Annotated in this window: 21 protein-coding genes and 1 tRNA gene; 13 read left to right on the top strand and 9 right to left on the bottom strand. The window is 69.3% G+C overall.

The annotated features are described in order from the left end of the window. Positions 1–14: 14 nt before the first annotated feature. Both ACWPQI_RS02420 and ACWPQI_RS02425 read right to left on the bottom strand, forming a co-directional pair. Positions 15–1,538 (bottom strand): acyl-CoA synthetase, encoded by a 1,524-nt coding sequence (locus ACWPQI_RS02420; RefSeq protein WP_040273635.1) that lies wholly within the window; start codon positions 1,536–1,538, stop codon positions 15–17. Positions 1,539–1,587: 49 nt separating this feature from the next. After that, positions 1,588–2,754 (bottom strand): acyl-CoA dehydrogenase family protein, encoded by a 1,167-nt coding sequence (locus tag ACWPQI_RS02425; RefSeq protein ID WP_040273637.1) that lies wholly within the window; start codon positions 2,752–2,754, stop codon positions 1,588–1,590. A gap of 189 nt (positions 2,755–2,943) precedes the next feature. On the opposite strand from ACWPQI_RS02425, the gene ACWPQI_RS02430 reads away from it, so the two are divergent. Genes ACWPQI_RS02430 through ACWPQI_RS02445 form a run of 4 tightly spaced genes read left to right on the top strand, consistent with a single transcriptional unit; the run spans position 2,944 to position 7,355 of the window. Beyond that, positions 2,944–3,522, top strand: a complete 579-nt coding sequence (locus ACWPQI_RS02430) for a TetR/AcrR family transcriptional regulator (protein WP_017681203.1) — start codon at positions 2,944–2,946, stop codon at positions 3,520–3,522. Next, positions 3,519–5,024, top strand: coding sequence for a flavin-containing monooxygenase (locus ACWPQI_RS02435; RefSeq protein ID WP_474738626.1), 1,506 nt, complete (start codon positions 3,519–3,521; stop codon positions 5,022–5,024). Before ACWPQI_RS02430 ends, ACWPQI_RS02435 begins: the two co-directional genes overlap by 4 nt. Beyond that, entirely contained in the window at positions 5,021–6,736 is a 1,716-nt protein-coding gene (locus ACWPQI_RS02440) for an FAD-dependent oxidoreductase (RefSeq protein WP_040273640.1), read from the top strand. Before ACWPQI_RS02435 ends, ACWPQI_RS02440 begins: the two co-directional genes overlap by 4 nt. Further along, positions 6,729–7,355 (top strand): acetoacetate decarboxylase family protein, encoded by a 627-nt coding sequence (locus ACWPQI_RS02445; protein ID WP_017681206.1) that lies wholly within the window; start codon positions 6,729–6,731, stop codon positions 7,353–7,355. The genes ACWPQI_RS02440 and ACWPQI_RS02445 overlap by 8 nt, the downstream gene beginning before the upstream one ends. A 15-nt stretch (positions 7,356–7,370) precedes the next feature. Here the strand turns inward: ACWPQI_RS02445 and ACWPQI_RS02450 are convergent, their stop codons facing one another. After that, positions 7,371–8,168, bottom strand: a complete 798-nt coding sequence (locus ACWPQI_RS02450) for a DUF5602 domain-containing protein (RefSeq protein WP_017681207.1) — start codon at positions 8,166–8,168, stop codon at positions 7,371–7,373. Positions 8,169–8,170: 2 nt separating this feature from the next. After that, on the bottom strand, positions 8,171–8,971 hold the full coding sequence (locus ACWPQI_RS02455) for a DUF5602 domain-containing protein (RefSeq protein WP_017681208.1): 801 nt from the start codon (positions 8,969–8,971) through the stop codon (positions 8,171–8,173). A gap of 135 nt (positions 8,972–9,106) precedes the next feature. Here ACWPQI_RS02455 and ACWPQI_RS02460 point away from each other — a divergent pair, with 135 nt between their 5' ends. From ACWPQI_RS02460 to ACWPQI_RS02490, 7 genes are all read left to right on the top strand, one after another. Continuing rightward, on the top strand, positions 9,107–9,538 hold the full coding sequence (locus ACWPQI_RS02460) for a Fur family transcriptional regulator (protein WP_010594993.1): 432 nt from the start codon (positions 9,107–9,109) through the stop codon (positions 9,536–9,538). Positions 9,539–9,614: 76 nt separating this feature from the next. Beyond that, entirely contained in the window at positions 9,615–11,075 is a 1,461-nt protein-coding gene (locus ACWPQI_RS02465; protein WP_017681209.1) for a catalase, read from the top strand. 295 nt (positions 11,076–11,370) lie between these two features. Further along, positions 11,371–11,844 (top strand): Dps family protein, encoded by a 474-nt coding sequence (locus ACWPQI_RS02470; RefSeq protein ID WP_010594995.1) that lies wholly within the window; start codon positions 11,371–11,373, stop codon positions 11,842–11,844. A 143-nt stretch (positions 11,845–11,987) separates the two neighbouring features. After that, positions 11,988–12,797: a metal-dependent hydrolase gene (locus tag ACWPQI_RS02475; RefSeq protein WP_010594996.1), complete on the top strand. Its 810-nt coding sequence runs from the start codon at positions 11,988–11,990 to the stop codon at positions 12,795–12,797. 87 nt (positions 12,798–12,884) lie between these two features. Continuing rightward, positions 12,885–14,660 carry a cholesterol oxidase substrate-binding domain-containing protein gene (locus ACWPQI_RS02480; protein WP_461875196.1) on the top strand — a complete coding sequence of 592 codons (1,776 nt, stop codon included), beginning with the start codon at positions 12,885–12,887 and terminating at the stop codon, positions 14,658–14,660. Positions 14,661–14,786: 126 nt separating this feature from the next. Beyond that, positions 14,787–16,232 (top strand): family 43 glycosylhydrolase, encoded by a 1,446-nt coding sequence (locus ACWPQI_RS02485; RefSeq protein ID WP_010594998.1) that lies wholly within the window; start codon positions 14,787–14,789, stop codon positions 16,230–16,232. Positions 16,233–16,281: 49 nt separating this feature from the next. Next, positions 16,282–17,028: a maleylpyruvate isomerase family mycothiol-dependent enzyme gene (locus tag ACWPQI_RS02490; protein ID WP_017681212.1), complete on the top strand. Its 747-nt coding sequence runs from the start codon at positions 16,282–16,284 to the stop codon at positions 17,026–17,028. A 12-nt stretch (positions 17,029–17,040) separates the two neighbouring features. Here ACWPQI_RS02490 and ACWPQI_RS02495 read toward each other — a convergent pair whose 3' ends face one another. Together ACWPQI_RS02495 and ACWPQI_RS02500 are read right to left on the bottom strand one after the other, a co-directional pair. Then, complete coding sequence (locus ACWPQI_RS02495; RefSeq protein ID WP_017681213.1) at positions 17,041–18,060, bottom strand: ABC transporter substrate-binding protein; 1,020 nt, start codon at positions 18,058–18,060, stop codon at positions 17,041–17,043. An 80-nt stretch (positions 18,061–18,140) separates the two neighbouring features. Further along, entirely contained in the window at positions 18,141–19,361 is a 1,221-nt protein-coding gene (locus tag ACWPQI_RS02500; RefSeq protein WP_017681214.1) for a fatty acid desaturase family protein, read from the bottom strand. A 353-nt stretch (positions 19,362–19,714) separates the two neighbouring features. Here ACWPQI_RS02500 and ACWPQI_RS02505 point away from each other — a divergent pair, with 353 nt between their 5' ends. Continuing rightward, positions 19,715–20,470, top strand: coding sequence for a TetR/AcrR family transcriptional regulator C-terminal domain-containing protein (locus ACWPQI_RS02505; protein WP_017681215.1), 756 nt, complete (start codon positions 19,715–19,717; stop codon positions 20,468–20,470). Here ACWPQI_RS02505 and ACWPQI_RS02510 read toward each other — a convergent pair. The 3 genes from ACWPQI_RS02510 to ACWPQI_RS02520 all read right to left on the bottom strand — a co-directional run bounded on the left by ACWPQI_RS02510 (position 20,445) and on the right by ACWPQI_RS02520 (position 22,210). Next, positions 20,445–20,933 carry a DUF5994 family protein gene (locus tag ACWPQI_RS02510; protein WP_010595003.1) on the bottom strand — a complete coding sequence of 163 codons (489 nt, stop codon included), beginning with the start codon at positions 20,931–20,933 and terminating at the stop codon, positions 20,445–20,447. The two genes, ACWPQI_RS02505 and ACWPQI_RS02510, sit on opposite strands and share 26 nt — an antisense overlap. 195 nt (positions 20,934–21,128) lie before the next feature. Then, positions 21,129–21,202: transfer RNA gene (locus tag ACWPQI_RS02515), tRNA-Pro, on the bottom strand. A gap of 54 nt (positions 21,203–21,256) precedes the next feature. Next, on the bottom strand, positions 21,257–22,210 hold the full coding sequence (locus ACWPQI_RS02520; protein ID WP_017681216.1) for a metallophosphoesterase: 954 nt from the start codon (positions 22,208–22,210) through the stop codon (positions 21,257–21,259). 65 nt (positions 22,211–22,275) lie between these two features. Between ACWPQI_RS02520 and ACWPQI_RS02525 the strand changes: the two genes are divergently transcribed. Beyond that, positions 22,276–22,752, top strand: coding sequence for a GatB/YqeY domain-containing protein (locus tag ACWPQI_RS02525; protein WP_010595005.1), 477 nt, complete (start codon positions 22,276–22,278; stop codon positions 22,750–22,752). The last annotated feature ends 41 nt before the right edge of the window (positions 22,753–22,793 follow it).

Below are 22,793 nucleotides of genomic sequence, written 5' to 3' on the forward strand. Positions count from 1 at the left end.
CAGTGGCGGTCGGGTCAGTGGGCGTACTGCTCGCGCAACGTGTCCTTGCGGACCTTTCCGGTGGCGTTGCGGGGGATCTCGTCGAGAACGAGGAGCGATGTGGGGATCTTGTACTTGGCGAGACGCTCGCCGAGGAAGGCGAACAGCTCTTCCTCGGTGAGGGTGACGCCGTCGGCGAGGGTGACCGCGGCCCGGCCGACCTCGCCCCATTTCTCGTCGGGCACACCGAAGACGGCGCAGCCGAGCACGCCGGGCAGGTCGAGGATGGCGGCCTCCACCTCGGCGGGGTAGATGTTCTCGCCCCCCGAGATGATCATGTCCTTGAGCCGGTCGACGATCGTGACGAAGCCGTCCTCGTCGGGAACCCCCACGTCGCCGGAGCGGAACCAGCCGTCGCCGGTGAACGCGTCGGCGGTGGCGTCGGGTCGATTCCAGTAGCGCTGCATCACGTTCGGGCCGGAGATCTGGATCTCGCCGCGTTCTCCGGGGGCGGCCTCGGTGCCGTCGGGGTCGACGACACGCACGTCGGTGAAGAAGTGCGGCGCGCCCGCGGTGCCGAGCTTGCGCTCGGCGTCCTTGGGGGTGAGGATCAGCGCGCCCGGACCGGTCTCGGTCAGCCCGTATCCCTGGCAGAGGCGGACGCCGCGGGCGGTGTAGGTCTGCAGGGTCCGCGGCGGAACCGGTGCGGCCGCCACGATCCAGCGCCGGATCGAACTCAGGTCGGTGCGGTCCCAGTTCGGGTGGGCGCTCATCGCGTCGAGCATCGTGGGCACCCCGAACGAGTAGGTGACCCTTTCGGTTTCGATCAGGTGGAGGATGCGGCCCGGCTCGAAGCCTTCCTCGATGAGCACGGTGCCGCCCTTGAGCAGGGTGGGCAGGGCGACGAAGTTCAATGCGGCGGTGTGGAACAGGGGTGCGGCGACGAGAGCCACCTCGTCGGACAGGAAGTCGAGGTCGACGATCGGGTTCATCACCGCGAACACCACGTTCCCGTGGGTGAGGACGACACCCTTGGGCCGGCCCGTCGTGCCGGAGGTGTACATGATGAAGCACGGGTCCTCGTGCGTGACCGGGAGGTCGAGGCGGTCGGTGGGAGCGGCCGCGACGATCTCCTCGTAGCCGACGGCCCGGTCGTCGGGCGCACCGTCGAGGACCACGCGCCGGGTGGTGCCGGCCGCGGTCGCGGCGGCGTCGGCGACGTCCGTGAGGGCGGCGGAATGGACCAGGACGATGCTGCCGGAGTCGGCCAGGCAGTACTCCACCTCGGGGGTGGTCAGCCGGGCGTTGAGCGGCACGAACACCGCCCCGAGCAGACCGGCGGCGAACAGCACTTCGAGATAGGCGGGGTGGTTCGCCGACAGCAGCGCGACGCGGTCCCCGGGGCCGACACCCTGGGCGCGCAGGGCGTGGGCGAGCCGGGTGACCCGCTCGTCGAGTTCGCGGTAGGTGACGCCGGTGCCGCGGAAGGCGAGCGCGACCGCGTCGGGGGCCTGCCGGGCGCGTCGGCGCGGCCACGTACCGGTACCTTGGTTGAGCACGGGATCTCCTCGATGCCTGGGAATTTCAGGATGTTCTGGATCGAAGCGGCTACGGCCGGGTGAGCCTGCGGCCGACGATCTCCTTCATGATTTCCGTGGTGCCGCCGTAGAGCGTCCCGGCCCGGGAGTCCAGATAGTCGCGGGCGACGTCGTACTCCTTCATGAAGCCGTAGCCGCCGTGCAGTTGCACGGCACGGTGCACGACCTTCAGATGCAGCTCGGTGACCCACCACTTCGCCATCGCCGCCGTCACCTCGTCGAGGCGTCCGTGGGCAGCGTCGAGGATGCAGCGGTCCACGAACACCTGGGCGACCTCGATCTCGGTGGCCAGTTCGGCGAGGTAGAAGCGGTTGGCCTGGAAGTCGGCGATGCGCTGCCCGAACGCCCTGCGGTCGGTGGCGTGGCGCAACGCCGTCTCGAACGTTCGGGTCATCAGGGCCATGGACGTCACCGCGATGCTCAGCCGCTCCTGCGGCAGGTTGTGCCGTAGGTAGCCGAAGCCCTTGTTCTCCTCGCCGAGGAGGTGGGTCCGGGGCACTCGGACGTCGTCGAACACCAGCTCGGCGGTGTCCTGGGCGGACAGGCCCACCTTGTCGAGCGGGCCGTTCTTCGTGAAGCCGGGCATGCCGTCCTCGACGACGAGCAGGCTCACCCCGTTCTTCCCGGCGGCGGGATCGGTCTTTGCGACGACGATGATCGTGTCGGCGAGGATGCCGTTGGAGATGAAGATCTTGCTGCCGTTCAGGACGAAGTGGTCGCCGTCGGGGATCGCCGTGGTGGTGACGGCGGCGAGGTCGCTGCCGGTGCCGGGCTCGGTCATCGCGATCGCGCCGATCGTCTCGCCGGCGACCATCGGGGCGAGCCAGCGGTGGTTCTGCTCGTCGGTGCCGAGGGCCGTGAAGTACGGCGCGACCAGGTCGTTGAATCCCGACAGCCCCATGGTGACGGCCTGGGCGCCGGCGCGGGCGAGTTCCTCGATGAGCACGGCCCCGAACCGGAAGTCGTCGATGCCGCCGCCGCCGAACCGTTCCGGCACGGCGACCCCGAGCAGGCCGAGCTTGCCGGCCTGCCGGTACAGCTCACGATCGACGCGGCCCGTGGCGGCCCACTCCTCGAGGTGCGGTGCGACCTCGCGCTCGGCGAAGCGTCGCGCGGTTTCGCGGAACGCGTCGTGGTCGGATTCGTAGACGGTGCGGTCGAGCGACACGGCACTCATGGAGACGGCGGTCCTCCTTCTGCGACGTTTGTCGCGCAGATCACAGTAGACCAATAACGATTGAAATGGTCAACGGTTGAATTCCAGTTGCTTTTGGGTGGCTACGCCCGCCAGCTGGAGTGACGCCGGCCCGCCGGTTATTTGCAAGCAGTCTGGACTGTTTGTTCATTGACTGTTACCGTCCGTTCTGTGACTCGAACCACATCCACGGGCACCGGGCGCACGCAGGCCGAGCGCACCGCCGTGACCCGGGCGAAACTCCTCGACGCGGCCGTCGACTCGCTCGTCGAGCTCGGCTACGCACGCACCACCACGCAGGTGATCGCCAAGCGGGCCGGGGTGTCCCGGGGCGCGCAACTGCATCACTTCCCGACCAAGGAATCACTCGTCGTCGCCGCGGTCGAACACCTCGTGGACAAGCGCCTGACGGAGATTCTCGAGGCGAGCCCGGACCCCGAGCGGGGCCTCGACGTCCTCACCGACGCGTTCCGCGGGCCGCTGTTCCATGCCGCGCTCGAGCTGTGGGTGGCCGCGCGGACCGATCCCGCCCTGCACGAGGCGGTGATCCCCCTCGAGCGCAAGGTCTCCGATGCGCTGCGGGTCGGCTGCCTGGAGATCATGGGTGACCGGATGGGGCCCGACGAGATCGACCTGAGCATCGAACTCGCTCGCGGACTTGCCGTCGCCGCCCTGATGCGTACCCCCGAATCGGATCGTGAGATCCGGGAGCGGCTGCTCCCGGTCTGGAAGGAACTGGTGATGAAGTGAGCATCGAGACCCTCCCGCCGCACGTACACACGCTCGTCGTCGGGGCGGGCTTCGGGGGCATCGGCATGGCCGCCGCCCTCCTGCGCGAGGATCCGCGCGCCGACGTCCTCGTGATCGAACGAGGCGACGACGTCGGCGGCACCTGGCGCGTGAACACCTACCCGGGTGCGGCCTGCGACGTGCCGAGCGCGTTGTACTCGTTCTCCTTCGCGCCCGAACCGGACTGGTCGAAGGCTCACGGTACCCAGGAGGAGATCTACGCCTACCTGCGCCGGGTCGCGAAGGAGCAGGGCGTCACCGACCGGACGATGTTCGGGTGCGAACTGCGTGACGCGCAATGGGACGACGAAAGCGCCCGCTGGATGGTGTCGACGTCGCGTGGTGACCTCACCGCCGAGGTGCTCGTCTCGGCGACCGGCGCGTTGTCCACCCCCACCCTGCCGAAGGTGCCGGGACTGGAATCGTTCCGCGGCAAGATGTTCCATTCGGCGCAGTGGGACCACGACTACGACCTGACCGGCAAGCGCGTCGCCGTGATCGGCACCGGCGCCTCCGCGATCCAGTTCGTCCCCGCCATCGTCGACACCGTCGGGCACCTGACACTGTTCCAGCGCACCGCCTCGTGGGTCATGCCCAAGCACGACCACACCATCGCGCGTCCGGTGCGGGCCCTCTACCGGCGTTTCCCGCTCGCACAGAAGGTCGTTCGCGCGGCCGTCTACGGGCAGAAGGAGACGTACGTCGTCGGGATGACACGCCCGTTCGCACGCCGGTGGCTCGTGCCGCTGTTCGAGCGCCGGGCGCTGTCGGTGCTCGACAGGCAGGTCGCCGATCCGGAGCTGCGGGCGAAGCTCACCCCGAAGTTCCGGATCATGTGCAAACGGATCCTGCTGTCCAACGACTGGTTCCCGGCGATCACCCGGCCCGACGTCACCGTCGTGGCGTCCGGGCTGACCGCCCTCACCGAGAACGGGGTCGTCGACGAAGCCGGCAACGAGTACGAGGTCGACACCGTCATCTTCGGTACCGGCTTCACCGTCACCGAACCACCGGTGGCCCAGCACATCCGAGGCAGCGACGGCCGCACCCTCGCCGAGACCTGGAACGGCAGCCCCAGCGCCTATCTGGGCATCGCGGTCCACGGTTTCCCCAACCTCTTCCTGATGTACGGGCCGAACACCAACCTCGGTCACAGCTCGATCGTGTACATGCTCGAGTCGCAGGCCGCCTACATCGCGGATGCATTGCGCGCCATGAGGTCCCGGGGTCTGTCCGCCGTCGAGGTGACCGCGGGCGCGCAGCGCACCTACAACGCCGAACTCGATCCAGCCCTCGCGGGCACGGTGTGGAACGCGGGCGGCTGCGACAGCTGGTACCTCGACCGCAAGGGCCGTAACTCGGTGATGTGGCCTACGTTCACCTGGCGGTACCGCGCCCGGACCCGGCAGTTCGACCCCGAGAACTACCTCGCCCGCCCCGCGGCCGAAAGGATTGCGGCATGACCCATTACGACGTACTGGTCGTCGGCTCCGGCTTCGGCGGCAGTGTCGCCGCGCTGCGCGCGACCGAGAAGGGCTACCGCGTCGGCATCCTCGAGGCCGGCCGGCGGTTCGCCGACGACGAACTCCCGAAGACCAGCTGGCGGCTGCGCAAGTACCTGTGGGCGCCGGCGCTGGGCTGCTACGGCGTGCAGCGCATCCATCTGCTGCCCGACGTCCTGGTCATGGCGGGCGCAGGCGTCGGCGGCGGATCGCTCAACTATGCCAACACCCTCTACCGGCCGCCCGCCCGTTTCTTCCAGGACCCGCAGTGGGGGCACATCACCGACTGGCAGGCCGAGCTCGGACCGTACTACGAGCAGGCGGCGCGGATGCTCGGGGTGCGCCCGAATCCGCTGACGACCCCCGCGGACGACGTGATGCGTTCGGTGGCCGAGGAGATGGGGGTGGGGGAGACGTTCACCACCACGCCGGTCGGGGTGTTCTTCGGCGAGCCGGGGCAGACGGTCCCGGACCCGTTCTTCGGCGGCGCCGGCCCGGACCGGACCGGCTGCACCGAGTGCGGCGGCTGCATGACCGGTTGCCGGGTGGGGGCGAAGAACACCCTGGTGAAGAACTACCTGTACCTCGCGGAGCAGGCCGGTGCGACGATCCACCCGCTCACCACCGTCACCGGGATCCGCCCGCGCGCCGGCGGCGGATACGAGGTCCGCACCCGCAGCACGAACCGGATCCGCAAGCGCCACGACGTGTACACCGCCGACCAGGTGGTGCTCGCCGCCGGCACCTACGGCACGTCGCGGCTGCTGCTCGCGATGCGCGAGACCGGTGCGCTGCCGCGGTTGTCGCCGCGGCTGGGCACGGTGGTGCGCACCAATTCCGAAGCGGTGCTCGCCGCGACGGCGCAGGACCGCAGCGTGGACTACTCCCGGGGTATCGCGATCACCGCCTCCTTCCACCCGGACGACCACACCCACATCGAACCGGTGCGATACGGCAAGGGCAGCAACGCTATCGGACTCCTCCAGGCCCTGCTGGTCGACGGTGGCGGCCGGACACCGCGGCTGGCGAAGTTCTTCGCCGTGGCGGCCCGTAATCCGGCGGCGTTCCTGCGCAGCCTGTCGGTGCGGCGCTGGTCCGAGCGGACCGTGATCGCGCTGGTCATGCAGACCGACGACAACTCGCTCGAACTGACGAGCAAGCGCGGGTTCTTCGGGCGCCGGCTCACGAGCCGCCGCGGACCGGGTGCGCCGCCGCCGGAGTGGATCCCGGTGGGTCACGAGGCGATCCGGCGGGTCGCCGACAGGATCGACGGCGACGCGGGCGGATCGATCGCGGACCTGGTCGACATTCCCATGACCGCGCACTTCCTCGGCGGCTGCGTGATCGGGGATTCGCCCGAGTCCGGTGTCGTCGACCCCTACCTGCGCGTCTACGGTCACGACGGTCTGCATGTCGTGGACGGATCCGTCGTCAGTGCCAATCTGGGCGTGAACCCGTCGCTCACCATCACGGCGCAGGCCGAGCGGGCGATGGCGTTGTGGCCCAACAAGGGCGAGGCCGACCCGCGTCCGGCGCCCGGCTCCGGGTACGTGCCGGTCACCGCCGTGCAGCCGGTGCGCCCCAGCGTTCCGGACTCCGCACCCGGGGCGCTGCGCCTGCCGATCCATCCAGTCCGACGAGAGGAGGCCGCCCGTGTTGTGGAGCGTGCCTGAGAGCACCGACGAACGCACCGACTGGCCGACATCCGCGCCACCCCCGTGGTCGGCGCAGGCGCGCGCCGCCCTGTGGTGGCATCGCAGTGCGCCGGGGGCGGCGCAGTTCGGCCCCGGTGGCCGGACCCTGCCGTTCACCCTCGCGATGGTGGTGGACTATCTCGACTCGCCCGTCGGTCCCTACCGTGAGGTGCTCGCCAGTCCCGTCCTGCGCCCGGGCCTGATCCCGGCGATGGCGGTGCCGTTCATCGCCGTGGACTCCGAGGCGTCCGTGCACGGCGGCCGCGAGCACTGGCACCTGCCGAAGGTGCTCGCCTCGTTCGACGGCGACGTCACCGGCCGGTTCTCGGCCACGGGCCACACGTGGAAGGTGGACACCGACGCGTCCCCGCGTGGTCCCGAACTGCCGATCGTCGGCGGACTGGCATTCGCCCAGCCCGAACCGGACGGCAGTCAGGCCCGGGCCACGGCGCGGCTGCGGGGGCGGTTCCGCTACGCGCGGGTCCGCGTCGAGGCGCAGGGCCCGACGCTCGGGCAGTGGTTGCTGCCGGGGGCACACCACGGCATCGTGATCACCTCGGGCCGGATGAGCATCGGGCCGGCCCGGACGGTGCGCTGACGGGCGGCACCGGGCTCACGACGCCTCGCGCATCGTGAGCCCGCCGAGCTCGACGACGTACTGCCCGGCCGCGTCGTCCCACGTCACGGAGTAGGTGGTGGGGTAGTAGCCGGACTGCTGGTACGCGCTCGGCTGGCGCAGGTCCTCGTGCAGGTCGGGCCGGGAGGCGAGCCAGTCCCTGGTCATCATCGGCTCGATGAAGATGTGCCGGCCGTCCCACGAACCCTGCAGGACCGTTTCCGTGAAGTGCCCGTGCGGCTCGGTGGTGTCGAGCCAGTGCAGTCCCATTTTGGCGACGGTGCCGAGAATCGGCTGGGGGTCCGACGGTGCGTAGCCTTCCGGCAGATACTTCGGGTCTGGCAGCTTCGCGGCCCGTTCGAGATAACCGGGGACGAACGGGTGGATCGATTCCACCGTCGCGGTGTCCACGAGGTAGAAGTGCACGTCGAAGTGCGGCTGGTCGAACCCGTGCTCCGGATTGTGGCCGTGCGAGTTCCAGTCCAGCGTGACGTGGTCGACGACGGTGTCCGGCGCCCCGGCGGGCACGTCGAGGACGTAGGCCTCGGTGGTGGGCAGCAGACCGCTCGTGAGGCCGTCGAGTGCGGCCGCGTCGAGGCGGACGCCGATCGCGGTGGGAGTGCCGTCGGGGCCGACGGTGACGTACGTGTGGGCCGATCCGTTGCCGACCGGGTGCGGCGGGCCGTCGAGGGCCGTGGAACTCTGGGCTCCGGCCGCCGAGCCGAGGACGAGTGCTGTCGCCGTCGCCGTCGCACCGACGACTCCGAGCACCGCGAACGTGCGAAGATGCACCACTGTCACGACTCCTCTCGCATGGTGAGTCCACCGAGTTCGACGACGTATTCCTGCTCCCGGTCGTCGAAGCTCACCGAGTAGGTGGTGGGGTAGTACGCACTCTGCTGATAGGCCTCCGGCTGCTTCACCGGCTCGTCGACGGTGGGCCGGGTGAGCAGCCACTCACGGGTCATCATCGGTTCGACGAATGTCCATTCGCCGTCCCAGGATCCCTCGATGAGGATCTGGGTGAAGTCGTACTGTCCGGGTGCGATCGGCAGGGTGCCGTCGACCCAGTGCATCCCCATCTGCGGGACGAGTGCCACCTCCGGCGGGCCGGCGGGAACGTAGTCCGCAGGCATGTACCGTGGTTCGGGCATGTTGGCCGCCGACTCGGCGTATCCCGGTGCGGCCGGGTCGATCTCGTCGACCTTCTCGGCGGGGATCATATAGAAGTGGATGTCGAAGTGGGGCTGGTCGAACAATCCCACCGGTTCGTGCCCGTGCGGGTTCCAGTCCAGGGTCAGGTGGTCGAAGGCCGTCTCGTCCGCCTCGGCCGGGAACTCGAGCGTGTGCACCTCGAGGGCGTCGGCGAGCCCGTCGAGTGCCGTCGCCGAGAAGCGCAGCCCGATCGCCTGGGGTGTGCCGTCGTCGCCCGACTCGACATAGGTCCGTGCAGTGCCGTCGCCGACATCGACGGTGGGCCCGTAGGAGTAGGGCTCCGACTCCGAGTCGGAACCGCTGGAGCAGCCGAGCAGCAGGGTGAGCGCGGTGCCGGCCGCGATCGCGATCCCGGAGGCGCGAGAAATCGGGATGGTGCGCATGGCGGACCTCTTCCGGTGGGCTGAGAAGCAGGGTAGACCGCACCGAGGGGTCCGTTGTGTGGAATCGGAGGATCGTGCTCGCACCGATCTCGCCCATTTTCTTGACCTATTCCAGAAAAGGGGCATACTGGGGTCATGCACCGAACGGACGAGCCTGTCGACATCCCGGCGCAACTGCGCGCCGCGGGTCTGCGGGTGACTGCTCCGCGCGTTGCCGTGCTCGGCGCGGTTGCCGCGCACCCGCATTCCGATGCGGACGAGATCGCGGTCGCGGTGCGGAGCGAACTCGGCTCCGTCTCCACGCAGGCGGTGTACGACGTGCTCAAGGCGTGTGTCGGGGCCGGGCTACTGCGCCGCATCGAACCCGCCGGCTCACCCGCCCGGTACGAGACCAGGATCGGCGACAACCACCACCACCTGGTGTGCCGCAACTGCGGCGCGGTGACCGATATCGACTGCGTCGTCGGAGCGGTCCCGTGCCTCGTGCCCTCGGACGATCACGGATTCGCCGTCGACGAGGCCGAAGTGACGTTCTGGGGTCTGTGCCCCGATTGTCGAGAATCCTAGTTCAGCAACGCTTTTCCCTCCGCCACCACCGCATCCCGCGGTGGTGTGGCGGGCACCCTTCCTCAGGAGGATCACCATGACGAATCCCCGCCCCACCACGACCGGCGTCGGTATCCCCGTCGCGAGCGACGACGAATCGCTCACCGCCGGAACGCAGGGCCCCATCCTGCTGCACGACCACTACCTGATCGAGAAGCTCGCCCAGTTCAACCGGGAACGGGTCCCGGAGCGCGTCGTGCACGCCAAGGGCGGCGGCGCGTTCGGCGAACTCGTCGTCACGAACGACGTCAGTGCGTACACCGCGGCGAAGCTGTTCCAGCCCGGCACGAGAACCGAATCCCTCGTGCGGTTCTCGACGGTGGCCGGGGAGCAGGGCAGTCCCGACACGTGGCGTGACCCGCGCGGATTCGCGGTGAAGTTCTACACCGAGGACGGCAACTACGACCTCGTCGGCAACAACACCCCGGTGTTCTTCGTCAAGGACCCGATCAAGTTCCCCGACTTCATCCACTCCCAGAAGCGGCTGCCCGGTTCGGGACTGCGCGACCACACCATGCAGTGGGACTTCTGGACGTTGCGTCCCGAGACCGCGCACCAGGTGACGTGGCTGATGGGTGACCGGGGCATCCCCCGAACCTGGCGCTACATGGACGGTTTCGGCTCCCATACCTACCAGTGGGTCAACGCCGAAGGGGAGCGGTTCTGGGTCAAGTACCACTTCAAGACGAACCAGGGCATCGAATTCCTCACCCAGGCCGAGGCCGACCGGCTCGCCGGTACCGACCCGGACTACCATCGCGCCGATCTCCACGACGCGATCGAGCGGGGCGAGTTCCCCAGCTGGACGCTGAAGGTGCAGATCATGCCCCTGGCCGAGGCGGAGGGGTATCGCTTCAACCCGTTCGACCTGACCAAGGTGTGGTCCCAGCGTGACTACCCGCTGATCGAGGTCGGCACCTGGACGCTGAACCGCAACCCGCGCAACTTCTTCGCCGAGATCGAGCAGGCCGCGTTCGCGCCGTCGAACATCGTGCCGGGCATCGGACTGTCGCCGGACAAGATGCTGCTCGGCCGGGTGTTCTCCTACGCCGACGCGCACCGCTACCGCATCGGAGCGAACCACGCGCAGCTGCCGGTCAACGCGCCGAAGAACGAGGTGAACTCGTACTCGCAGGACGGCGCCATGCGGTACTCGTTCAACGACCCGGGCACCCCGGTGTATGCGCCGAACAGCTTCGGCGGCCCGCACGCCGACCCGCAGCTCGCCGGCGACGAAGGTCTGTGGGAGTTCGGCACCGAGGCGGTACGGGCCGGCTACGTCCGGCATGCCGAGGACGACGACTTCGGTCAGGCCGGCACGCTCGTGCGCGAGGTGCTCGACGACGCCGCTCGGGAGCGGCTGGTGGGCAACATCGTCGGACACATCCTCGGCGGAACCTCGGAGGCGTTGTACGGCCGGATCTTCGAATACTGGTCGAATGTCGACACCGACCTCGGAAAGAAGATCGAGGAGGGTGTCCGGTCGGGCCGGGCCTGACCGCGCGTCAGAGCAAGCCCCACCAGTAGAGGAGGGTGGCCAGTATCCACACGACGACCGTCTGCATCTCTTTGTCCTCCCTCGGTGCGGATTCTTCCTCCATCATCCGCCCGCGGGGGCACGGCCGCCACGGACACTCCGAGAACAGGGAGTCCCGTGTCCACTTCGTTGCCTGCGGCCGCAGGGAACCAGGCCACCGCCTCGGGCGTTGAAACAGGGCAGTATGTCCGAAGTACGACCGGCGCGACGTCCGTCGCCGCCGGGAGGCACATCGACACCGATAGGAGCTCGGATCATGACCGGACCCATCACCAGCACGCTGAATCCGGACCAGCAGAAGATCGCGGGGGATGCTCTGCAGGACACCCTGGTCGACATGATCGACCTGAGCTTGATCGCCAAGCAGGCGCACTGGAACGTCGTCGGCCCCCAGTTCCGCAGTCTGCACCTCGCCCTGGACGAGATCGTCACGGCCGCCCGGACCTACACCGACGAGGTGGCGGAGCGGCTCACGGCGATCGGCGTCAGCCCGGACGGACGGGCCACGACCGTCGCCCAGGACTCGGGCACCAAGGGGTTCGGTGCGGGTTGGACCAAGGACGAGCAGGTCGTCGCGTCGATCACCGACAACCTCTCGGCCGTCATCGGCCGCCTGCGCGAGCGCATCGCGGCGACGGACGAGGCGGACCCGGTCACGCAGGACCTGCTCATCGCCCAGACCGCCGGTCTCGAGCAGACGCATTGGATGTGGCAGGCCCAGCTCGCCTGAGCCGGTACCTCCCTCAGGGCCACCCGTTCCCGCGGGTGGCCCTTCGTGTGTTCCGGGCGATCGAACACCTGTGTTACTGAAGTGTCGGATGTGATTGCTACGTTGGCACCGGTCCGTTCTCCGATCGAAAGGTGCCTGCAGCGATGGTCATGGGTCCTACCCACGCGGTGTCCGGGGCGCTGGTCGGCCTCCTCGTCGCCGACGTGCTGCCCCCGGAGTGGGGTGGACCCGGCTCCACGGCGGAGACCTTCGCGTTCGCCGCGGTCTGCGCCGGCTCAGCCCTGCTGCCGGATCTCGACACCCCGCAGTCGACGGTGGCGCGGTCCTTCGGGCCGGTCAGTCAGGTGGCGGCGCGCGGCATCGACAACCTCTCGCTCGGCTACTACACGCTCACCAAGGGCCGTCGTGACCGTAGCCGCCGGGGTGGCCATCGCACGCTGACGCACACGGCCCTGTTCGCGGCCCTGCTGGGGGCGGGGGTGTCCATGCTCGTCGCCCGGTTCGACCGGGTCGCGGTCGTCGCCGTCCTGTTCGTCACGCTCGGCCTGGCGCTGCGCGGGCTCGCGGACGGCTGGGCCAAGCGCAACGGGTGGCTCGTGGTGACCGCGACCTCGGCGGTGTTGTCGGTGCTCATGTGGAACTGGTTCCCCGGCGAGGTGGGTTCGGTGGGCCTCGGGGTGGCGGTAGCGCTCGGATGCGCGACGCACTGCCTGGGCGACGCCGTCACCAAGGAGGGCATCCCGTTTCTCGCGCCGTTCGTGCCCTGGCGCGGCGAACGCTGGTGGGAGATCCGGATGCCCGGGTTCCTCGCCATCCGCGCCGGCGGCGCGTTCGAGCTGGCGATCCTCGGCCCGGCGCTGACGATCGCCGCGGTCGCGATAGCGGTGTGGTCGATCGACGGCGCGCCGGAACTCCTGCGCGAAGCCGTCGGGGTGTCGCGCGCCGGCAGCTGACGCGGATTTCGGAACCACTGGCATCGAAAGAGAACTTGTTCTATTTTTGCTCTGTTTCTGCCTCCCGCCAGATCGGAGCCCAGCCCGGTGAAAGCCCGCGATGCCCGGACGGACGGCGACCCCGTCTCCACCACGACCCTCAGCCGACGAGGCTTTCTCGGCGCCGCCGGTGCCGTGGGATTGACCGGTCTCGCCTGGAAACCCGCCGGCGCAGTCCCGGTCGGTGATCCGCGCGCCACCATTCCGGCGCCCCCGGCATTCCCCGCGGATATCCCGCTGGCCCAGCAGCGCTTCGAGAACTGGGCCCGGACGATCCGCTTCGACGCGGTGTGGACCGCGACCGCACGCGATGCGCACGACGTCGTGCGCATCGCCGACTGGGCCCGCGCCCACGGCTACCGCGTCCGCCCGCGGGGCACCATGCACAGCTGGAGCCCGCTGACCGTCGTGCCCGGCGAGAGCGTCGAGAAGATCGTGCTGATCGACACGATGGCGCACCTGAACGCCGTCACCGTCGATCCCGCAGGAACGCCCGCCACCGTCACCGCCGGCGCGGGCGCGAGCATCGAATCGATCCTCACCGCGCTGGAGCAGCACGGCCTCGGGTGGGCCAATGCGCCGGCCATCGGCGACATCACCATCGCCGGAGCGCTGTCGATCGGCGCGCACGGCGCCACCTATCCGGCCGCGGGGGAGCGGGCGATCCCCGGCCAGTCGTTCGGCTCCCTGTCGAACCTCGTCGTCGCCCTCACCGCCGTCGTGTGGAACGGCGCCGCCGGCGCCTACGAACTGCGCGAGTTCCGTCGGTCCGAACCCGAGACCACGCCCCTGCTCGCCCACCTGGGCCGCAGCTTCGTCACCTCGGTGACCCTGCAGGCCGGGGCCAACTACCGGCTGCGCTGCCAGAGCTTCACCGACGTGCCGTGGCAGGAACTGTTCGCCCCGCCCGGCGCTCCGGGCCGCACCTTCGAGCGGTTCGTCGAGGAGTCCGGCCGAGTGGAGGCGATCTGGTTCCCCTTCACGCAGACGCCGTGGTTGAAGATCTGGTCGGTGTGCCCCGAGAAGCCGCCGACCGCGCGCGAGGTGCACGGGCCGTACAACTACTTCTTCTCCGACAGCATCCCCGAGGAGGTCACCACGCCTCTCGGTCAGGTGGCGAGCGGGATGCAGGCCGCCACCCCGGCCTTCGGCGCCGCCCAGTTCGGGGCCGTCGCCGCCGGTCTCGCCGCCACCGGCACCGCCGACCTGTGGGGCTGGTCGAAGGACCTGTTGTTCTATCTGCGGGCCACCACGCTGCGCGTCGTCGCCGGCGGCGGGGTGGTCCTCACGCGGCGGGCGAACATCGCCCGCGTCATCCACGAGTTCACCACGTGGTTGCACGAACGGATGACCCACTACGCCTCGCTCGGGCAGTATCCGGTCAACATGCCGTTCGAGGTGCGCCTGTGCACCGTGGACGATCAGTCGGAGGTGCTCGTCGAGTCGGCGGGCCCGCCGAACCTGTCGGCCGTCCGTCCCCGTCCCGACCGGCCCGAGTGGGACACGGCCATCTGGATGAACGTCGTCTCCGTTCCCGGCACCGCGGGACAGTCCGCCTTCTTCCAGGAGATGGAGCAGTGGATGGCCGACCACTACTCCGGTGACTACGCGACCTTCCGGTCGGAGTGGTCGAAGGGCTGGGCGTTCGACGCGGCGGGCGGATACCGGGATCCGAGGTTTCTCGGTGAGGTCGTCCCGGCGATGTACCGCACCGGACTGTCCGCCGACGAGGGCTGGGACGCGGCGCGCGCGTCGTTCGACCGGCACGACCCGCATCGGGTGTTCACCAACGGATTCCTCGATCGGTTGCTGCCGCCGGTGTGAGGCGCGGGACCGGTCCGAGGGCACGGTTCGGTTTCGATCCCGCCGCTTCCGTCGTTCACAACTCTCACATCAGTCACATCCGTATACATTTGCCCCGTTCCATGTGGGTGCGACGGTGGGAGCGACGTGCGGAAGTTCGAGACGGGGAAGAACGCGGGAGGCACGCACTCGGCGCGGCGCCACGTCCGTCGGGGGGCCGCCGCCGCAGCGCTGCTCGCCTGTCTGATCGCCCCGGCGCCGTCGGCCGCGGCGAACCCGATCGTCGAGCCGGTGGCGGCCGACCCCAGCATCGTGCGGGCATCCGACGGGGCGTACTACATGTACACGACGGGTGACGACTGGGGCGACGGCCGGGGCCTGCGCGGGATGTCCGTCTTCACGTCCTTCGACCTCACGGACTGGAAGTACGTCGACGACGTGTTCTCCGAGATTCCCACCTGGCACCCGCCGGACAACTACGTGTGGGCTCCCCACGTGATCGAGTCGGACTCCGGCTACAGCCTCTACTACGCGCTCCCGGACGGGGCGAATCCGTGCATCGGTCTCGCCACCGCACCCGGACCGGCCGGCCCGTGGACCGACCTGGGTCGTCCCGTGTTCTGCGCCGAGGACGTCGGAGTCCAGGGCACGATCGATCCGTTCGTATGGGACGACGGCACGACGAAGACGATGTTCGTCGGGAATTTCAAAGGCGTCTACGCCATCCCGCTGAATGCGGAGGGAACCGCGCCTGCCGGCGAACCGGTCCGGGTCGCGGACGAACGCTTCGAGGGACCACACGTCGAACATCGCGACGGCTACTACTACCTGTTCCTCTCCTCCGGCCACTGCTGCAACGGCGCCGACACCGCCTACCGGGTCCTCGTCGGCCGGTCCGAGTCGTTGACCGGCCCGTACGTCGACCGCAAGGGCGACGATCTCGACGGCGGTGGCGGCGCGCTCATCCTGGCCGGCAGCGACCCGTGGGCAGGGCCCGGGCACAACACGGTGGTGACCGACGACGCCGGCGACGACTGGATCGTCTACCACGCGATTCCCCGCGACGATCTCCAGCTGCCCAGCGGCGCGCAGCGACGGGAGGGCATGATCGACCGGATCGTGTGGGCCAACGGCTGGCCGGAGATCGGCGACGGATCCCCGTCGTCGACCCGTCCCGCCGTTCCCCGAACGGATCTGCCCGTGCGCGTCTCCCTCACCGCGGACACGTCCACGACGCTGCCCGCGTCCGGCGGGGTGGTCGAGGCCACCCTGCTCGTCGAAGCACCCGACGACGCGCCCTACACGGGGCAGGTGTGGGCCGGGGCGGTCCGCCCGAACGGCGAGGAAGGCGAGCCGGTCCTGGACCCGATCGACGTCGATCTGGCCGCGGGGGAAACCCTCGAGGAGCGGATCGCGTTCACGGTGAGCGACGGTGCGGCGAACGGCACGTATGGTCTGTACGCGTTCGCCGGCACCCACGGCGGGGAGATCGTCGAGTTCGGTGCCGTCACCGCCCGCAAGTCCGACGGGCTCTCGGACGTCGGGGAGCCCGTCGACGTGATGACGCTGCGCGTGCGCGAGACGGCGCGCTGACAGGGGGCGCTCCGGCAGGAAGCAGGTGCCCGGGACGCATAATCGAGGCGTGGATCGAGCGTCCTATCCGAAGCTGTTGCGCGCGGACACCGAGCGGCTGCTCGCCGTCGGCGAAGGCCGGCTCGACCGGCCGGTCCCGACCTGCCCGCGCTGGTCCGTCGAGCGGCTTCTCGGGCACGTCGGCCGCGTGCACCGGAACGCGGCAGCCTGGCTGCGGACCGGCCGCCGCACCGAGATCCCACCCGCTCCGGCCGGGGCCGCCGTCCTCCCGTGGGTGCGGGACGGACTCGAGGAGTTGACGGAGGCCGTGCAGTCGGCCGACCCGCACGCCGACGAGCAGACCTTCGCCGGACCGCAGCCGGCGTCGTTCTGGGTCCGTCGCATGGCGGTCGAAACTGCGCTGCACCGGACCGACGCCGAGCTCGCCACGGGCGAGGGCACCACGCCCGTCGACACCGCACTGGCCGTCGAGGGCATCGACGAACTCTTCGGGGTGCTGCTCCCGTTCCGTGCCCTTGCCGGGACGGGGAGTGCCGGGTCGCCGTCCTGGTCTGGGAAGACGATGCACCTGCATGCGACCGACCCCGCCCTCGCCGCGGGCGAGGGCGAATGGTCGATCACCTTCGATGCCGACGAACCTTCCGTCGTCCACACCCACGCCGAGGGGGACGTCGCAGTCTGCGGGCCGGCGTCGGATCTGTTGCTCCTCCTGTGGAACCGGGCGTCCCTCGACCGGTTCGAGGTGTTCGGTGACGCCGCGTTGCTGACCCGTTGGCGCGACGAGGTGACGATCTGACGCCGATGTCGGTTACTGCCGTGCGAGCAATCGCTCGAGGTCGTCGAGAACGAGCATTGCGCCGGTCGGGCCGAGTGCGAGGAACCACGTCTCGTCGCTCACCGCGACGGCGCGCCCCTGCTGCACGGCTGTGAGGCTCGACCACAGCGGGCCGCCGACGACGGCCGCCTCGTCGGTTTCTCTGCCGTAGCTCGAGTAGAAGATCCGGTCGCCGTCCGCCTCCGTGATCGTTTCCGGGCTGACCTCGGCCGCAAGTTCCTCGATGTCCTGGACCGGCGGACGGCGCAGCCCGACGTCCTGCAGGATGACGCCGATGAACGAGAGGTTCCCGTACAGGCGGATCTTGCCGGACATGAACCGCACGAGCGAGATGCTCGGATCGCCCTGGATCGAGTCCCCCACCTCGTCGGCGCGGGTCTGATAGGCATTGAGGACCGACTCGGCCTTCTCCTCCTCGCCCAGCGCGTCCGCGACGAGCAGGAAATTCTCCTTCCACGGGAAACCGGGCCGGATCGAGAACACGGTCGGGGCGATGGCGGACAGCTGCGGGTACATCTTGTCCGCGCGGAGCTTGCTGCCGACGATCAGATCCGGCCGCAGCGTGCCGATGGCCTCGAGATCGAGGTTGTTGATCGTGCCCACGTCGGCGACGCCGGCGAGCCGGTCCGCGAGGTACGACGGCTGCTCCGCAGCGCCCTCGGGACTCGCGATGCCCACGGGAGTGAGGCCGAGGGAGAGGACGGCATCGAGCTCGCCGCCGTCGAGCACGACGACGCGCTGCGGCTTGACCGCGATCTCCGTCTCGCCGAGAGCGTGGGTGACGACCCGGGGGAACTGTCCGGGCGCCGCGTCGCTGCCGAGCTTCGCCGTCTCCTCGTCGGCGGTGGCGAACAGCCGGCCACCGGTGGCGACGTCGGCGTTGCCGGCGCCGGTGTCGCGGGTCGACTCGGCGGCGCCGCCGCAGGCCGCGACCGTGAAGGTGACGAGCAGGGCCGCGGCGGTGAGGCGGCCGAGGTGTCTGAGCTTGTTCATGAGGGGAGGCTATCCTCACGGCCTGCTCTTCCGTGGCCCCGCCCCGGATGGTCACCCCAATGCCGGGCAGGGTTCATCGCTCACCGGCGGTTGCGCCGGTCGAGGTGCAAGGTCCGCAGAACTGCCCGACGGCCGGGCCGAAGGGCCGCCGGCGGAACGACCGGCGCGGTAGCCGGGGAGCGGAACTTCAGTTCGGAGGCGGTTTCCGGGGCGTCATCGGAGGTCGCCCGCAGGAATCGATCGGGCAGCGCGAGCTTGTGGATCGTACGCAGAGTCAGAAGATACTGCCGCACAAGCGGACCCGTCGTGTACGGCAGATCGTACTTGTCGCACAGCGCCCGGACCTTCATGGAGATCTCTGCGTAGCGGTTGCTGGGAAGGTCCGGGAACAGATGATGCTCGATCTGGTAGCAGAGGTTGCCGCTCAGGAAAGCCATCACCGCGCCGGCGCGGAAATTGGCACTTCCGAGCATCTGCCGGAGATACCATTCCGCCCTCGTCTCGTGCTCGAGCTCGACGAGGGTGAACTTCTCGGCGCCGTCGGGAAAGTGCCCGCAGAAGATCACCACGTACGACCACAGGTTCCGGAGCAGATTCGCGACCAGATCGGCCGTCAGGGTACGCCGCCAGCGACGACCGCTGAGCGCGGGGAAGACCAGGTAGTCCTTCAGCGATTGGCGGACAAGCTTTCCCGTCAGTGCTCGCCGGTGGGCGGTCTTCTCGGCCTCGCTGCCGGCGTGCTCGTTCGCGGAATGCAGACCGTGCAGTGCGATCCCCCACTCGAAGGTGATTGCCAACAGCAGGTTTCGCAGCGGTTGCGCCAGATTGCCGGGCTGCCAAGGCTGGTCGCGGGTGATCCGGATGACGCCGAAGCCGAGGTCGTCGTCCACTCCGACGACGTTGTTGAAAACGTGGTGGCGGTAGTTGTGGGAGTACCGCCACTGCGAGGAGAGCCCGGCCATGTCCCACTCCCACGTCGTGGAGTGGATTTCCGGGTCGTTCATCCAGTCCCACTGCCCGTGCGAGACGTTGTGACCGATCTCCATGTTCTCCACGCTCTTGGCGACAGCGAGGGCTGCCACTCCGAGAACCCACCCGGCCCGAGCCCTGCTGGTGCAGATCAGCAGCCGTGCAGCGACATCCAGTGCACGCTGGAACGCGATCGTGCGCCGGATGTAGGCGGCGTCCGCCGCCCCGAGCGACTCGGCGACATCTCGGCGGATCTCGTTCAGTTCGGTGCTCAGCGCCTCGACATCATCCGCGGTGAGGTGCGCATATTCCTTGATGTCGGAGATCGCCATGGTGTCCTTTCCGCATCGAGTTCGCAACGGGCGAGGTAGGATTCGGACCCCGCTGCGGGAGCGGATCAACGGTCGGTGCGGTGGCCCACCGCGGCGCACGTCGTCGAGTCACGTTCTCGGTAGCGGGGCGGCCACGACGCCGGTGCGTGTCGGTCGATTCGCGACGGGATCCGCGGGGCGCCCCGCCCGTTCCGGCGGTCACGACGAGCAGGACGTTCGGTCGCACAAGGTCGATCACGGCGGCCTCCCGAGGCCTGGGATGTAGGACCAGTCAACACCGCGTCATCGAGGGTGTCAACGCTGTAGACCTACAGCACAGGGCTACAGTGGACACGGACGGGAAGGAGTCCGTGATGCCGAAGACTCCCGCGGGCCGCCCGGTCGGACCCTGGGGCGGGAACATTCGGACCCGGGAAGCGATCCTCACGTCCGCGCTCGCGATCATCGATCGCGACGGCGTCGAGGGGCTCTCCATGCGCCGCCTCGGCAAGGCACTCGGCCGGGATCCGATGATCCTGTACCGCCACGCGCCGAACAAGGCCGCCCTCCTCGACGGAGTCGCCGAGATCGTCCTCGGGCAACTGTCCGTCGACCCCCAGGGCGGTGACTGGGAAGATCAACTACGAACGGTGGCAAGGGATTTCCGTCGACTGGCTCTCGACCACCCGCACGTGGTTCCGTTGCTGGTCACCCGCCCCTTGGCCACGCCCCTCGCGCTGCGTCCGCTCGGAACTCTGCGTCCCCTCGAAGGTATCCTGACCCTGCTCACCCGGGCCGGCTTCACTGCGGCCGACGCCCTGCATGTCTACCGGGCCTTGTTCGGGTTCCTTCACGGTCACGTCCTCGACGAGTTGCAGGAACTCGTCGAGCGGCCGGAGGAGTCCGACGACCTGCTCCGCCTGGGGCTGCATCGGCTACCGATCGGCGAGTTCCCCATCCTACGTAGTCTCGCGCCGATTCTGGCCTCCTACGACGGTGCCGCCGAGTTCGAGCGCGGCCTCGACGTCTTCTTTTCGGGCCTGACGGCCACACTGGACTCCGGGGGCGGCCGGTATCCGGACGAGCCGGCACCGCCGGCCGATCCTACGAATCCGCCAACGTGCGCATGATGCCGTAGGCGTGGTCCGGTTCGGTGTCGGGGGACAGGAGCACCAGCACGAGTTGGGTGCCGTTGCACCCGAGGAAGTACATCGTGTGCGGTGGTTGTCCGGGTGCCGGTTCGCGCAGGGCGGTGCCGCCCGAGTCGAGGGTGAACTCGTCGATTCGTTTTCGCGAGATCTGCAGGGCGTTCCAGTCGAAGCAGACCCGGGCCACGGGTCCGAGGCGCAGGACGAGCGCGGAGATCAGGTCGTCCAGCTCGTCGGTGAGGTTCGTGGTCCACGGGAACCAGGAGCCGTCGATCGAGGACGGTGGTGCGGAGTTCGGCCGGAGCAGGAAGCGCGGCGTGTGGGCCGGTGTGGGAAATCGGGCAGGCGGGCGGTGCGACGGCGCGGTGCGCTCGGGCGGCACGGAGCGATCGGGCGGCACGGAGCGATCGTCGGCGACGTGGGTGATGGCGTGGTTGTGCGTCATGAGACGCTCCTTGGGTGGCCTCGGGGAGGCCGGCTTGTCACCGGGAGGCGTCGAGCCGGATGCTCGAGACGGGAACGTGCCGGTCTGCTCACCGTACGTCACGATCACGGCGGACGTGCCGTGCCGAGAAACTGAGAACGAGATCGGGGCCTCTTCTCCGTGCGGAGAAGAGGCCCCGATCAGGTTCTTCGCGAGTCGGGGTGGCGGGATTCGAACCCACGACCTCTTCGTCCCGAACGAAGCGCGCTACCAAGCTGCGCCACACCCCGTTTCGAACCTCGGTCAGCTTACAGCACGATGGGGTTGACGGTTAAATCGCCTGGTCAGCGCGGCGAAAACGTACTCCGGGTACCCGCGTCCGCGGTGCTTCGAGCCTGCTCCCGCGGTGCCGGAACCAGCGTCAGCAGCGTCGCCTCGGGACGGCACCAGAACCGGGCGGGTGCCGTCGGTGACGTGCCGATGCCCGCCGAGACGTGCAACCGCATGTGCGACCCCCAGCGCGACGGGCCCTTGACCCGCGACCGGTCCAGCCCGCAGTTGGTCACCAGCGCGCCGACCAGCGGCAGGCACAGTTGACCACCGTGGGTATGACCCGCCATCACCAGGTCGTACCCGTCGTCCGCGAACCGGTCCAGCACCCGCGGTTCGGGCGAGTGGGTCAGCCCCAGCCGCAGATCCGCCGCCGGATTCGCGGGACCGGCGACGGTGTCGTACCGGTCCCGGTCGATGTGCGGGTCGTCGACACCGGCTGCGCTGATGCGCACCCCGGCGATCTCGAGCTCGCGTCGCACGTGCGTGACGTCGAGCCAGCCGCGCTCGCTGAACGCGGCGCGCAGATCACTCCAGGGCAGTGGCGCGCCGTGCACGCGCTCGTGGTCGCGGTCGAAGTACTTCAGCGGGTTCTTCACCCGCGGCCCGAAGTAGTCGTTGCTGCCGAAGACGAACAGCCCCGGCCGGGCGAGCAGACCGCCGAGCGCCTGCACGACGGCGGGGACCGCCTTCGGATGCGCGAGATTGTCACCGGTGTTGATCACCAGGTCGGGTTCGAGGCGGTCGAGCTCGCGAAGCCAGTTCTGCTTGAGCCGCTGCCCGGGCGTCATGTGGATGTCGCTCAGGTGCAGCACTCGCAGCGTCGAGGCGTCCGGCGCGAGCACCGGCAGCGTCACCTCCCGCAGAGCGAAGGCGTTGCGCTCGACGAGCGTCGCGTAGCCGAGGCCGAGGACAGCGGCACCGGCCGCGCCGATCGCGGCACGTCGGAGAGTAGGAACGTCTGGCACGTCTCCAGCGTACCGCCGGGGCTCGTCCGTGCACGGGTTCGCAGGGCACCGCGTAGCGTCGAGGCATGTCCGAGACCACGTCCTCGCTCAAAGCCACGCTCCGCGCCGACCTCACGTCCGCGATGAAGGACAAGGATGCGCTGCGCACCAACACGCTGCGCATGTTGCTCGCCGCCGTCCAGACCGAAGAAGTCGCCGGCAAGCAGGCACGCGATCTCACCGACGAGGAAGTCGTGAAGGTGCTCGCGCGCGAAGCGAAGAAGCGCGGCGAAGCTGCCGAGGTGTACACCGAGAACGGCCGCGGGGAACTGGCGGCGAAAGAGCACGCCGAGGCCCGCATCATCGACGGGTACCTGCCGACCCCGCTCACCGACGCCGAACTGGCCGACGTGGTGGACACCGCCCTCGCCCAGGTCGCCGAGGAGATCGGGGAGCGGCCGGGGCCCCGGCAGATGGGTCAGGTCATGAAGGCGGCGACCGCGATCGCCGCCGGGAAGACCGACGGCAAGCGCCTGTCCGCCGCCGTCAAGTCGCGCCTGTAGACGGCACCGGTAGACGACGGCGCCGCCCGGTCGTCGCGCGA

The organism is Rhodococcus sp. LMD, assembly GCF_056108245.1.

Coding starts and splice junctions, on each gene's coding strand:
- ACWPQI_RS02425 (WP_040273637.1), bottom strand. CDS start 2,754: ATGAGTGCCGTGTCGCTCGACCGCACCGTCTACGAATCCGACCACGAC.
- ACWPQI_RS02440 (WP_040273640.1), top strand. CDS start 5,021: ATGACCCATTACGACGTACTGGTCGTCGGCTCCGGCTTCGGCGGCAGT.
- ACWPQI_RS02455 (WP_017681208.1), bottom strand. CDS start 8,971: ATGCGCACCATCCCGATTTCTCGCGCCTCCGGGATCGCGATCGCGGCC.
- ACWPQI_RS02460 (WP_010594993.1), top strand. CDS start 9,107: ATGCACCGAACGGACGAGCCTGTCGACATCCCGGCGCAACTGCGCGCC.
- ACWPQI_RS02465 (WP_017681209.1), top strand. CDS start 9,615: ATGACGAATCCCCGCCCCACCACGACCGGCGTCGGTATCCCCGTCGCG.
- ACWPQI_RS02470 (WP_010594995.1), top strand. CDS start 11,371: ATGACCGGACCCATCACCAGCACGCTGAATCCGGACCAGCAGAAGATC.
- ACWPQI_RS02475 (WP_010594996.1), top strand. CDS start 11,988: ATGGTCATGGGTCCTACCCACGCGGTGTCCGGGGCGCTGGTCGGCCTC.
- ACWPQI_RS02495 (WP_017681213.1), bottom strand. CDS start 18,060: ATGAACAAGCTCAGACACCTCGGCCGCCTCACCGCCGCGGCCCTGCTC.
- ACWPQI_RS02500 (WP_017681214.1), bottom strand. CDS start 19,361: ATGGCGATCTCCGACATCAAGGAATATGCGCACCTCACCGCGGATGAT.
- ACWPQI_RS02505 (WP_017681215.1), top strand. CDS start 19,715: ATGCCGAAGACTCCCGCGGGCCGCCCGGTCGGACCCTGGGGCGGGAAC.
- ACWPQI_RS02510 (WP_010595003.1), bottom strand. CDS start 20,933: ATGACGCACAACCACGCCATCACCCACGTCGCCGACGATCGCTCCGTG.
- ACWPQI_RS02525 (WP_010595005.1), top strand. CDS start 22,276: ATGTCCGAGACCACGTCCTCGCTCAAAGCCACGCTCCGCGCCGACCTC.